Here is a 12,332-nt window from a genome sequence, read left to right as displayed (position 1 = left end):
GCGCCGCGCGCGGGCGGGGACGGCGGCCGCGACAACGCGCCACGCGTCTACACCGTGCGCCGCGCCCATGGCGATGGCGCACCCTCGCTCGACGACCTCGCGCCGGCCAGCGTGCGCGGCTTCACGCGCTGGAACGCCGGCGGCACGGCCGCGCCCGCGGCCGACATCCCGCGCCTGATCGCGCCGCCCGAGCCCGCGCCCGAACCGGCGCAGCCCGCGGCCACGTCGGGCCAGGTGTTCGACTTCCCGGTGGCCGCAAGCAGCGTGCGCGCGGCCTACGTGGCCGGCACCTTCGACACCAAGAGCCGCGAGCTGTTCTTCCTGCGCCAGTGCATCGAGCGGCTGGGCCTGCGCGTGGTCACGGTCGACCTCTCGACCTCGGGCAAGCCCTCGACCGCGAGCGTGCATCCGCGCGAGGTGGCACGCCACCATCCCAGGGGCGAGTCGGCGGTGTTCAGCGGAGACCGCGGCAGCGCCACCGCCGCCATGGGCCTGGCCTTCGAGGCCTTCCTGCGCACGCGGCGCGACCTCGGCGGCCTGATCTCGGCCGGCGGCTCGGGCGGCACCTCGATGGCCACGCAGGGCATGCGCGCGCTGCCGATCGGCGTGCCCAAGCTCATGGTCTCGACCATGGCCAGCGGCGACACACGGCCCTACGTGGGCCCGAGCGACATCTGCATGATGTATTCGGTCACCGACGTGCAGGGCATCAACCGCATCAGCGAGAGCGTGCTGTCGAACGCAGCCAATGCGCTGGCCGGCATGGTGGCGCATCCGGCTTCCGTGTCGGCCGTGACCCGGCCCGCCATCGGCCTCACGATGTTCGGCGTGACCACGCCCTGCGTGCAGGCCGTGACGCGGCGGCTCGAGGACGACTGGGACTGCCTGGTGTTCCATGCCACCGGCGTGGGCGGCCAGTCGATGGAGAAGCTCGCGGACTCGGGCCTGCTCGCGGGCGCGATCGACGTGTCGACCACCGAGGTGGCCGACGAGATCGCGGGCGGCGTGCTGTCGGCCGGGCCCGACCGGCTCGACGTGTTCGCGCGCCACGCCCTGCCCTATGTGGGTTCGTGCGGCGCGCTCGACATGGTGAACTTCGGCGCCTGGGACACCGTGCCCGAGCGCTTCCGGGCGCGCAATCTCTACCGCCACAACACCACGGTGACGCTGATGCGCACCACGGCCGACGAATGCCGCGCCATCGGCGAGTTCATCGCCGCCAAGCTCAATGCCATGCGCGGGCCGGTGCGATTCCTCATTCCCGAAGGCGGCGTCTCCGCCATCGACCGGCCGGGCCAGCCCTTCCACGACCCCGAGGCCGACCGCGCGCTGTTCGCCGCGCTCGAGGCGGGCTTCCGGCCCGGGCCGAACCGCCAGCTCCAGCGGCTGCCGCTGCACATCAACGACGAAGCCTTCGCCGACGCGCTGGTCGAGGCCTGGCGCGAGGTCTCGCGGGCCGCGCCCGGCGCGCGCCGCGCATGAGCGAAGAACAACCCAGGAGGAGCCCCCATGACCCGCATCTCACGCACCGCGCTGCTGGAGCGCTTCCGCACCAAGATCGCCTCGGGCCGGCCGCTGATCGGCGGCGGCGCCGGCACCGGCCTGTCGGCCAAGTGCGAGGAAGCCGGCGGCATCGACCTGATCGTGATCTACAACTCGGGCCGCTACCGCATGGCCGGGCGCGGCTCGCTCGCGGGGCTGATGGCCTACGGCAATGCCAACGAGATCGTGTGCGAGATGGCGCGCGAGGTGCTGCCGGTGGTGAAGCACACGCCGGTGCTCGCGGGCGTGAACGGCACCGACCCGTTCATGATCCCCGACGAGTTCCTGCACCGGCTGATCGCGCTGGGCTTCTCGGGCATCCAGAACTTCCCGACCGTGGGCCTGATCGACGGCACCTTCCGCGCCAACCTCGAGGAGACCGGCATGGGCTACGGCCTCGAGGTCGAGCTCGTGGCGCGCGCGCGCGCCCTCGACCTGCTGACCACGCCCTATGTCTTCGGCGAGGCCGATGCGCGCGCCATGGCCGGCGCGGGCGCCGACATCGTGGTCTGCCACCTGGGCCTGACCACGGGCGGCGCGATCGGCGCCGAGACCTCGCTGAAGCTCGACGACTGCGTGCCGCTGATCAACCGCTGGGCCGCGGCCGCGCAGGAAGTGAACCCCGGGGTGATCGTGCTCTTTCACGGCGGCCCCATCGCCACGCCGGAGGATGCGCAGTACGTGCTCGCGCGCTGCCCCGCCTGCGACGGCTTCTATGGCGCCAGCTCGATGGAGCGCCTGCCCGCGGAGGTGGCGCTGACCGAGACCACGCGCCGCTTCGTTCAGATCACGCGATAAACCAGGAGACGACATCCATGTCAGGTTCTCAATTCGGAAGTTTCATCCTCGGGCTGCTGGTGGTGGCGATCGCGGTCGCGATCGTCGTCTGGCTGCTGCACTGGCTCTACCTGCGCAGCTCCAAGGAACGCGCCTTCGTGCGCACCGGCCTGGGCGGCCAGAAGGTGGTGCTCGACGGCGGCGCCTTCGTGCTGCCGATCGTGCACGACGTGATCCCGGTCAACATGAACACGCTGCGGCTGGAGGTCAGCCGCGGGCGCGACAAGGCGCTGATCACCAAGGACCGCATGCGCGTCGATGTGATCGCCGAGTTCTACGTGCGCGTGGCGGCGAAGGCCGAGTCGGTGGCGGTGGCCGCGCAGACGCTGGGCCTTCGCACCATGGAGCCCGAGCAGCTCAAGGAACTGGTCGAGGGCAAGTTCGTCGACGCGCTGCGCACCGCCGCGGCCGAGATGACGATGGAGGAGCTGCACGAGAAGCGCGGCGCCTACGTCAAGCGGGTGCGCGAGGCGGTGGCCGAGGACCTGACCAACAACGGCCTGGAGCTCGAGGCCGCCTCGCTCACGCAGCTCGACCAGACCGGCATGGAGTTCTTCAACCCCAGCAATGCCTTCGACGCCGAGGGCCTGACGCGGCTGACCGAGCAGATCGAGCGCCGCAAGAAGCAGCGCAACGACGTCGAGCAGGACACGCTGATCGCGATCCGCAACAAGAACCTCGAGGCCGAGAAGCTGTCGCTCGAGATCGATCGCGAGAGCGAGCATGCGCGGCTGACGCAGCAGCGCGAGGTCGAGATGGCGCGCTCGCGCCAGCGCGCCGAGGTGGCGATCGAGCGCGCGCAGCGCGAGCAGCATGCCGAGAGCGCTCAGATCGCGGCGCGCCAGAGCATCGATGCCGCGCGCATCCGCTCGGAGCAGACCATCGAGGAGGAGCGCATCGGCAAGGAGCGCGCGATCCAGAGCGCCGAACTCGAGCGCCGCACCTTGCTCGAGCTGGCCGAGCAGCAGCGCTCGATCGCCGTGGCGCGCGAGAGCAAGGCGCAGAGCGAGGCCCAGGCCGAGGCCGAGGCCGCGCGCGCCCAGGCGGTGACGGCCGAGGAGAAGGTGTTCACGGCGCGCGAGGTCGAAAGCGCCGAGCGCAAGAAGACCATCGAGCTGATCGCGGCCGCGCTGGTCGCCGAGCGCGAGGCGCTGCGGCTGACCTCCGCGGCCCAGGCCGAGCACGACGCGAGCGCGCACCGCGGCGCCGCGCTACGCGCCCAGGCCGAGGCCGATGCCGACGCCGAGAAGATCCGCGCCGATGCCACGCGCGTGCGCGCCGAGATCGAGGCCGAGGCCGCGCGCTGGATGAACGAGGCGCACAACATGCTCACGCCCGAGGCGCGCCTGTCGGCCCTGCGCATGCGGCTGGTGGAGAAAGCCGAGGGCATCATCCGCGAGTCGGTGCGGCCGATGGAGCGCATCGAGGGCATCAAGATCCTGCAGGTCGACGGCTTCGGCGGTTCCTCGGGCGGCGCGCGCAATGCCGAGGGCGGCGGCAACTTCGCCGACGGGCTGGTCAATTCGGCGCTGCGCTTCCGGGCCCAGGCACCGCTGGTCGACCAGCTGCTGCGCGAGATCGGCATCGAGGGCGGCGACATCCAGAAGCTGGTCAACGAGAGCAGCGGCGCGCGTGCCGCGCTGGGCGCCGGCACGCCCAAGGAATAAGGCATGGTGAACGTCTACGTCTCGAGCGTGATCGACGCGAGCGCCGACAACGTGTGGGCGCGCGTGCGCGACTTCAACGGCCTGCCGCAGTGGCATCCGCTGATCGCCGACAGCCGGATCGAGAACAACCAGCCGGCCGACCGCGTGGGCTGCATCCGCCATTTCCACCTGCGCGACGGCGGCATGATCCGCGAGCGGCTGCTCGCACTCTCGGACTACGACTACAGCTGCAGCTACGAGATCCTCGAGAGCCCGATGGGCGTGAGCCACTACACCGCCACGCTCAAGCTCACGCCGGTGACCGACGGCGGGCGCTGCTTCGCCGAATGGAGCGCCGAGTTCGACTGCGAGGAACACCGCGAGCGCGAGCTGGCCGACTCGATCGGCGAGGGCGTGTTCCAGGGCGGCTTCGATGCGCTGAAGCGGCACTTCGGGGAACGCTGATGCTGCAGCGGGTCGTGCGCTCCACCGTCATCGACGCGCCGATCGAGCGCGTGTGGGCGGTGCTGCGCGACTTCAACAGCCATGCCGACTGGCACGAGGTGGTGGAGGCCAGCCGCATCGAGGGCGACGAGCGCGGAGACCAGGTGGGTTGCGTGCGCAGCTTCACGCTGCGCGACGGAAACCGCATCCGCGAGCAGCTGCTGAGCCTGTCGGACAGCGAGCACAAAAGCACCTACTGCATCGTCGAGGCCACCCTGCCGCTGCAGCGCTACGTGGCCACCGTCACCCTGAAGCCCGTGACCGATGGCGACCGCACCTTCTGGCATTGGGAATCGACCTTCGCCACGCCGCCGGGCCGCGAACGCGAGCTGCGCGACACGGTGGCGCGCGGCGTGTACGAGGCGGGGTTCGAGAACCTGCGGCGCTACCTGGAGCGCGGGGCGCCCACGTCTTCCGTGGGCATCGCCGCATCGGCCGCGCTCGCGCTGCCGCGGCGCGGCGTGGGCCTCGAAGCCTATGGTGGCCCCGAGGTCCTGCGCCCGCGCGACGACGAAGCGGCGGCGCCCGCCGAGGGCGAGGTGCGCATCCGCCAGCGCGCGATCGGCGTGAACTTCCTCGACGTCTACCTGCGCCGCGGCTGGATGCCGTCGATGCTGCCGGTGTCGGAGGGCGCGCCCGGCGTGCCCGGCATGGAGGCGGCCGGCAGCGTGATCGATGTCGGCCCCGGCGTCAGCGGCCTCTTTCCCGGCGATCGCGTGGCCTACCTCGGGCCCGTGCCCGGCGCCTACCGCAGCGTGCGCTCGGTGCCCGCGGACTGGGTGGTGCGGCTGCCCGCGGCCGTCGAGGACGACGAGGCCGCGGCGCTGCTGCTCAAGGGCCTCACGGCCGACTACCTGCTGCGCGACCTCGGCCGCGTGCAGCGCGGCACGCGCATCCTCGTGCATGCCGCGGCCGGCGGTGTCGGCCTGCTGCTGTGTTCCTGGGCGCGCAGCCTCGGCGCGGTCGTGGTGGGCACCGTCTCGAGCGAGGAGAAGGCCCGCGTCGCGCGCGACCATGGCTGCGAGCACGTGATCGTCACGCGCGACTACCGCTTCGCCGATGCGGTGCAGCGCGCCTGCGGCGGCGTCGACGTGCTGGTCGACGGCCTCGGCGAGGCCGCGCGTGCCGAGAACCATGCGGCGCTCGCGCGCCGCGGCCACTGGATCAGCCTCGGTCAGGCCAGCGGCGCGCTGGCCGCGCTGCCGCCCGACCTGCTGATCGCCAAGTCGCTGAGCTTCTCGCGCCCCGTGGTGTTCGACTATGTCGCCACGCCCGCGCAACTGGCCGAGCGCGCGCAGCGCCTGTGGGATGCGCTCGCCAGCGGCGCCATCCGCAAGCCGCCGATCGAACGCTTCGCGCTCGATGCCGCGGCGCGCGCCCATGAACGCCTCGAATCGCGCGCCAGCATCGGCGCCTTGGTTCTGCTGGCCTAGGGCCTGTTAACGCTATGCAAGGAGAACGCCCGTGATCGTCGGCATGAACCACTTCACCGTCACCGCGGAAGACGAGCGCCAGACGCTGGACTTCTACACCGGCCTGCTCGGCCTGCGCGTGGGCCACCGGCCCGACCTCGGCTTTCCGGGCGCCTGGCTCTACGGCAGCGGGCCGCAGGCCGTGCTGCACCTGTACTTCGGCCGGCCCGTGCCCGCGCAGCGCACCGGCGTCATCGACCACATGGCCTTCACGGCGCAGGACCTGCGCGCGGTGAAAGCGCGCTTCGACGCGGCGGGCGTGAAGTACGAACTGCGGCAGCAGGCGGGCGCGGGGACCTGGCAGCTGTTCTGCCACGATCCGAACGGGGCGAAGGTGGAGCTGGATTTCGATCCGACGGAGACGCTTTAGGACAGGTGTTCCGCTGGCCTACCGACCCTTGGCGTGGGCCATGCCATCGCTCCAGATGTCTCGCATCTGTGCCAGCAGCTCCTTGGGAATCCGCGGGTCACGGGCCGCCAGGTCCAGTGTCTTGCCCATTCCCTCGGCGATTCGCGCGAGCACCCTTTCCGGCTTCGCGACCGCGCAGACCTTGCTGCCGAACTGCAGCAGTTCCTCGGTCGTCGGATAGGCCTTGGTGTGGCCCTTGCCGGCGAAGAGCTTGAGGGCCAATGTGCGGTCCTCGAGCTCGGGTCCGCCTTCGTAGCGCGTGTACCGGTAGAGGGACGTCGTCACCACGTCGAACATCGGCGCGAGGCGGCAGTCGGCCGCCGAGGTATAGAGCAGGCCGTAGTTCTTGAGATGGCCGTCGCCGTTGCGCACCATGACGCTGAAAGCAACCTGCTCGAAGAAACGCTCGAGGTTTTCGATCGGCAACTGGAGGTACCGCATCAGCTCGGCGATGCGCTGGTAACTCCCGTGGTACTTCCGGTCGGATTGGATATCGCGCACGCGAAGCCCCATCAGCGCCGCGATGTCCTCGAAGGCGATGCGGGAGCCATCGGCGGCGATGTCGAAGCGGTCGACCAGCAGCAGTTGTCCGTCGTCCGAGAGGTCGAAGGTGGGTGTCTCGATGCCGGCGTGGCCGGCCGCTGTCAGGCACAGGAATTCGTTGGCCGACAGGCCGGGGTAGGACGGCGCGGCCGCCTTCACGATGATGGTGGGCACCGGAACGCTGACCCGGTCCGGCACCATGATCTTCGGCTGCATGCCACCGATGCCGGCACCGGTGCTCATGTACGCCCGCACCAGTTCGTCGAACACCTCGGGCGTGTAGCGGGTGGCCAGCAAGGTCTTGCGGTCGATGAGCCGGGGCGCGGCGAGCGCCGGCGCCCCCGGCAGCCGGAAGCCCAGCCGGCCGATACCGTTCGACCCCACCACCGCGAGCAGATGCATCGGGGTCAGCTCCTGCTTCGGAAACATGGCACGCAGCCGCAGGTACAGATCGCCCTCGGGCAGGTTCTGGTCCATCACCGCGAAGAGGTTGCCGTCCTGGTAGGTCGGCCGGGTCGGCGGCATGAGCAATGCGACCGAGGGCTGCTCAGTCTGGCTGTCCAGGTACCGGAACTCGTAGATCGAATGCTTGAGCAGTTGGCCGGCCGGCGCGCCGGCGATCTCGACCTCGAGCTGCCTTATCTTTTCAGGAAGCATCGTCGTCGTCCTCGTCCTGCCCGAAGCGCTGCGCGACTTCCTCCAGCGTGGGCATGCCCAGGCGCTCCAGGCGGATCGTGAGATCCATGGCGCGCAGGATGTCCAGCAGCGATGCGACGGTGATGTCCTCCCCGCGTTCGAGCCGATAGAGGACGTTGCGCGCGCGGCCGGAGCGCGCGGCGATGTCGGTCGCCTTCAGGCGGCCTTCCTTGCGCGCGCGTTGAATGGCTTGGCCGAGGTCGATAGGCAGCCTGATTTTGTCCTGCATACGCCACATTTTCCGGAAAAATCCAGAAAATGTCCATTATCCAGGACACTTTCGAAGAAGATCCGTTACGGGACCGCCCCCTTCACCCCCAACGCCTGCGACAGCCGCGCGCAAGCCTCGACCACCTGCCGCCCCAGCGCATCCACATGCCCTTCGCCGATGCGCGCGGCCGGGCCGAAGATGCCGATCGATCCCGCGACGCCGCGGCCGTTGTAGAACGGCGCGGCCACGGCCACGGCGCCTTCGATCAGTTCGTCGCGGCTCACGGCATAGCCGCGCTCGCGCGTGCGCTCGAGTTCGGCGCGCAGCTTCTTGAGGTCGATCATCAGGTCCCTGGTGTACTGCTCGAGCCGTTCGTCGGCGCCAGGCATGAAGGCCAGGATCGCGCGGCCGCTGGCGCCGCGCGCGATGCGCTCGGTGTAGCCGACACCGCGCTTGAAGTTCAGCGGCTGCGGGCTCGGCATCTCGGCCAGGCACAGGCGCATCTCGCCCTGCGCCACGAACATCGCGACCGTCTCGCGGGTCTCGCTCCACAGCCCGCGCATGATCGATTCGGCCAGCGCCGACAGGTCCAGCGTCTCGGTCCACACGTGCGACAGCCGCGCCACCGAGGGCCCGAGCCGGAAGCGCTGCGGGTCGCCGACCGAGACGATGAAGCCCTTGGTCTCGAGCGTGTAGAGGATCCGGTAGAGCGTGGGCCGGCTCAGGTCCACGCGCTGCAGCAGCTCGCCGGCGGTGAGCTCGGCGTCGTCCTTGGTGAACGCCAGAAGGATGTCGAGGGCGCGGTTGACCGCGCGCACGTTCTCCGAATTCTTCTCCTTCGGCTCCATGGCCCCTCCTGTGTCGTCGCTTTGCATCGCGGCATTTTCGCTTCCCGCCCGATCCCCTCCCCGCGCCGCACGGCCGCGCCGGCGCGGCCCGATTGCGCGATCGAATCTTGTCCGTATAATGAGCGTACAGTCCACACAATGGACAAAACGCACCGACAAGCGATTGGAGACACGATGAACCCCGCCACCCCTTCCCGCCTCCGCGGCCGCTCTCTGCTGGCGGGCGCCGCCCTCTTTCTTGCAGCCCTGGCCGCGCCCGCGCAGGCCGCCTACCCCGACAAGCCGGTGCGCGTGGTGGTCGGCTTCGCGCCCGGCGGCACCAACGACATCCTGGCCCGGCTGATCTCGGTCAAGCTCTCGGAGCGGCTCAAGCAGTCCTTCGTGGTCGACAACCGCGCGGGCGCCAACTCGATCATTGCGGCCGAGCTGGTGGCCAAGGCGCCGGCCGACGGCTACACGCTGTTCGTGGCCTCGTCGGGCGCGATGACGGTGAACCCGGCGGTCTACGGCAAGCTGCCCTACGACCCGGTCAAGGACTTCCAGCCGGTGGCGCTGCTGGGCTCGTTCCCGCTGGTGGTGACGACCAACGCCGCGTCGAGCGCGAAGACCATGGCCGAGCTCAAGGCGCTCGCGGCCAAGGCACCGGCCGGCGGACTCAACCACGGCGTGGCCTCGTCCTCGTTCCAGCTCGCGGCCGAGCTCTACACGAGCGAGGGCGGTGCGAAGTTCACGCACGTCAACTACAAGGGCACGGGGCCGGTCATCACCGCGCTGCTGGGCAACGAGGTCGACCTCGGCTTCCTCGACATCGCGGCCGTGCTGCCGCAGATCCAGGCCGGCCGGCTCAAGGCCGTGGCCGTGACGACGGCGAAGCGCTCGAGCGTGCTGCCGCAGGTGCCGACCATCGCCGAGTCGGGCACGCCCGGCTACGACGTGCCGATCTGGACCGGCCTGGTGGCGCCCGCGGGCACGCCCACCGAGGTGGCGGACCGCATCCGCGCCGCGCTCAAGGAGGTACTGGCCGAGCCCGACACCGTGAAGAAGCTGCAGGCCCTCGGCATGGAGCCGGGCCATGTGGACAGCGCGGCCTTCGGCAAGCAGATCGCCGCCGACATCGCGCGCTGGACCGCGCTCGCGAAGAACGCCAACCTCAAGGTCGACTGACCGGCGCACCCAAGGAGCCACCGATGAGCGCCAGCGTCGCGATCACCCTGCTCTTCGCCGATGGCGGCACGCGCCGCGTCGATGCGAATCCCGGCGACACCGTCGTGGCCGCGGCCGCCGAGGCCGGGCTCCACCTGCTGACCGACTGCAGCAACGGCCAGTGCGGCACCTGCACCGCGCAGCTGGTCTGCGGCAGCGTCGAACTCGGCGACTACGACCGCGCCGTGCTGCCCGATGCCGACCGCGCGGACGGCGCCACCTTGTGCTGCGTCTCGCGCGTCACGGCGCAAGACTGCGTGATCGAACTGCCCTACGACCTTTCCGAGGCCACGGCCGAGGAGCCGCCACCGATCGCGGGCACGGTCAGCGCGATCGAGCGCGTGGCGCTCGAGACGATGCGGCTCGAAGTCCGCGTCGATGCGCCCGTGACTTTCCAGCCCGGCCAGTACGTGCGCCTGCGCGCCGCGGGCAGCGAGGCCTGGCGCTCCTACTCGATGGCCAATGCCTCGGGCGACAGCACGCTGGTGTTCTACGTGCGGCTGGTCGACGGCGGTGCCTTCTCGAGCTGGCTCGCGCAGTCGGCCGCGGTCGGCGCCACGCTCGAACTGAGCGAGCCGCGCGGCAGCTTCTTCCTGCGCCAGGAACCGCGGCCGCGCCTGTTCGTGGCCGGCGGCACCGGGCTCGCGCCCTTTCTCTCGATGCTCGAGGCGATCGCTTCGCGCGAAGGCGCGGCGATGCAGCCGACCACGCTGCTGCTCGGCGTGCGCAGCGGCGCCCACCTGTTCGCGCTCGAGCGGATCGAACAGCTCAAACAACGGCTGCCGGCGCTCGACGTGCGCCTGGCCGCCGAGGCCGAGCCCGGCGACGCCTGCCACGGCGGCTATGCCACCGACCTGATCGGCACGCTCGCGCTCGATCCCGCCACGCGCATCTACCTGTGCGGCCCGCCGCCGATGGTCGAGGCCGGCCGCAGCGCCGCGGCCTCGGCCGGCCTTTCGCGCGCCGACATGCTCTGCGAACGCTTCAACTGAAGCGCCGCTCTCCGATTCCCCACCCGACGCACACGACGACAAGGACGCAACGAATGACGACGACGACACCGATGGTCTATCACCGGATGGTCGACCTCAAGCAGGGCACGATCAGCCGCGAGATCTTCTCGAGCAAGGACGTGTACGAGGAAGAGCTCGAGAAGGTGTTCGCGCGCGCCTGGCTCTTCGTGGGCCACGAGAGCCAGATCCCCAAGCCCGGCGACTATTTCACCTCGCGCATGGGCGCGGAATCGGTGATCCTCACGCGCGACAAGAAGAACAAGGTGCACGTGTTCCTCAACTCCTGCCGCCACCGCGGCATGAAGGTGTGCCAGTACGACCACGGCAACACGCAGCTCTTCACCTGCCCCTATCACAGCTGGAGCTACACCACCGAGGGCAAGCTGTTCGGCGTGCCGCAGTTCAAGGCCATCTACGACGGCTGCCTCGAGAAGGAGAACTGGTCGCTGATCGAAGTCGCGCAGCTCGCGATCTACAAGGGCACGGTGTGGGCCACCTGGGACAAGGACGCGCCCGACTTCCTCACCTACCTGGGCGACGCGCGCGCGCACCTCGACCTCGCGCTCGACTGCCGCGACGGCCGCGAGGGCGGCTCCGAGGTGCTGGTGGGCGTGCAGAAATGGGTGATCCCCTGCAACTGGAAGTTCGCGGCCGAGAACTTCCTCGGCGACACCTATCACAACGTGAGCCACCGCTCGGTCGACCTGATCGGCATCGGCCCGAGCGCCGAGGTCGGCGTGAAGGGCCGGCGCGACAACGAGCTCGAGTACGCGCAGCACCTGTGGGTGAACTTCCCCGCCGGCCACGGCGTGCACAGCGCGCTGCTGCCGGAAGACACGCCCTTCGTCGACACCTACAAGAACAACCCGGTGATCGCCGAGTACTTCCGCCATTGCCACGAAGAGCGCAAGCGCCGGCTCGGCGCCGAGAAGAACCGGCTGGTGCCCTTCGTCGGCACCATCTATCCGAACACCTCGTTCCACGGCAAGCAGCCGCGCAACCTCTGCGTGTGGCATCCCAACGGGCCGGAGTCGACCGAGGCCTGGCGCTTCTTCCTGGTCGACGCCGACGCCCCGCAGGAGGTGAAGGACTTCCTACGCACCTACTACATGCGCTATTCGGGTCCGGCCGGCATGACCGAGCAGGACGACATGGAGAACTGGAACTACGCCACCGCGGGCAGCCGGGGCACCATCGCCAAGCGCTATCCCTACAACTACCAGCAGTCGATGGGCAAGGTCACGACCGAGGGTCCGGTGCCCGGCAACGTCAGCCTGCAGGTCAGCGAGGAGAACCCGCGCCAGTTCTACCGCCGCTGGCGCGACTACATGGACGGCGCCGACTGGGACACCCTGCTGGGCCGCCACGACACCGGCGCGGCGAGCTTCGCCGGATGACGGCAGCGGAA

Annotated in this window: 12 protein-coding genes; 9 read left to right on the top strand and 3 right to left on the bottom strand. The window is 70.0% G+C overall.

Features of this window, described 5'->3' with window-relative positions; genetic code table 11:
- Positions 1–264: 264 nt before the first annotated feature.
- From AC1HIL_RS40360 to AC1HIL_RS40335, 6 genes are read left to right on the top strand one after another with little or no spacing between them, the layout of a single operon-like run.
- The gene (locus AC1HIL_RS40360; protein ID WP_479669659.1) at positions 265–1,482 is read left to right on the top strand and encodes a Tm-1-like ATP-binding domain-containing protein; all 1,218 of its coding nucleotides are present in this window, start codon (positions 265–267) and stop codon (positions 1,480–1,482) included.
- Between the two features lie 27 nt (positions 1,483–1,509).
- On the top strand, positions 1,510–2,340 hold the full coding sequence (locus tag AC1HIL_RS40355) for a phosphoenolpyruvate hydrolase family protein (RefSeq protein WP_261211165.1): 831 nt from the start codon (positions 1,510–1,512) through the stop codon (positions 2,338–2,340).
- Positions 2,341–2,357: 17 nt separating this feature from the next.
- Entirely contained in the window at positions 2,358–4,046 is a 1,689-nt protein-coding gene (locus tag AC1HIL_RS40350; protein WP_479669358.1) for a flotillin family protein, read from the top strand.
- Between the two features lie 3 nt (positions 4,047–4,049).
- Positions 4,050–4,490, top strand: a complete 441-nt coding sequence (locus AC1HIL_RS40345; protein ID WP_479669359.1) for an SRPBCC family protein — start codon at positions 4,050–4,052, stop codon at positions 4,488–4,490.
- Positions 4,490–5,962 carry an SRPBCC family protein gene (locus AC1HIL_RS40340; RefSeq protein WP_422098936.1) on the top strand — a complete coding sequence of 491 codons (1,473 nt, stop codon included), beginning with the start codon at positions 4,490–4,492 and terminating at the stop codon, positions 5,960–5,962. The genes AC1HIL_RS40345 and AC1HIL_RS40340 overlap by 1 nt, the downstream gene beginning before the upstream one ends.
- Before the next feature lie 31 nt (positions 5,963–5,993).
- The gene (locus tag AC1HIL_RS40335) at positions 5,994–6,371 is read left to right on the top strand and encodes a VOC family protein (protein WP_296727183.1); all 378 of its coding nucleotides are present in this window, start codon (positions 5,994–5,996) and stop codon (positions 6,369–6,371) included.
- Positions 6,372–6,389: 18 nt separating this feature from the next.
- On the opposite strand, the gene AC1HIL_RS40330 is transcribed toward AC1HIL_RS40335, so the two are convergent.
- The 3 genes from AC1HIL_RS40330 to AC1HIL_RS40320 all read right to left on the bottom strand — a co-directional run bounded on the left by AC1HIL_RS40330 (position 6,390) and on the right by AC1HIL_RS40320 (position 8,708).
- Positions 6,390–7,610: a type II toxin-antitoxin system HipA family toxin gene (locus tag AC1HIL_RS40330; RefSeq protein ID WP_057592683.1), complete on the bottom strand. Its 1,221-nt coding sequence runs from the start codon at positions 7,608–7,610 to the stop codon at positions 6,390–6,392.
- On the bottom strand, positions 7,600–7,878 hold the full coding sequence (locus AC1HIL_RS40325) for a helix-turn-helix domain-containing protein (RefSeq protein ID WP_261211160.1): 279 nt from the start codon (positions 7,876–7,878) through the stop codon (positions 7,600–7,602). The genes AC1HIL_RS40330 and AC1HIL_RS40325 overlap by 11 nt, the downstream gene beginning before the upstream one ends.
- A gap of 65 nt (positions 7,879–7,943) precedes the next feature.
- Complete coding sequence (locus AC1HIL_RS40320) at positions 7,944–8,708, bottom strand: IclR family transcriptional regulator (RefSeq protein WP_479669361.1); 765 nt, start codon at positions 8,706–8,708, stop codon at positions 7,944–7,946.
- A gap of 174 nt (positions 8,709–8,882) precedes the next feature.
- Here AC1HIL_RS40320 and AC1HIL_RS40315 point away from each other — a divergent pair, with 174 nt between their 5' ends.
- From AC1HIL_RS40315 to AC1HIL_RS40305, 3 genes are read left to right on the top strand one after another with little or no spacing between them, the layout of a single operon-like run.
- A complete protein-coding gene (locus tag AC1HIL_RS40315) occupies positions 8,883–9,872 on the top strand; it encodes a tripartite tricarboxylate transporter substrate binding protein (protein ID WP_479669362.1) in 990 nt (329 codons plus the stop codon).
- Between the two features lie 23 nt (positions 9,873–9,895).
- A complete protein-coding gene (locus AC1HIL_RS40310; RefSeq protein WP_479669364.1) occupies positions 9,896–10,903 on the top strand; it encodes a 2Fe-2S iron-sulfur cluster-binding protein in 1,008 nt (335 codons plus the stop codon).
- A 53-nt stretch (positions 10,904–10,956) separates the two neighbouring features.
- Positions 10,957–12,321 (top strand): aromatic ring-hydroxylating oxygenase subunit alpha, encoded by a 1,365-nt coding sequence (locus tag AC1HIL_RS40305; protein ID WP_395346473.1) that lies wholly within the window; start codon positions 10,957–10,959, stop codon positions 12,319–12,321.
- Positions 12,322–12,332 lie beyond the last annotated feature (11 nt).

It is taken from the genome of Variovorax sp. ISS6, from assembly GCF_056523145.1.
Note: the sequence above shows the minus strand (reverse complement) of the source record. Positions and strands in the feature narration are given on the sequence as shown.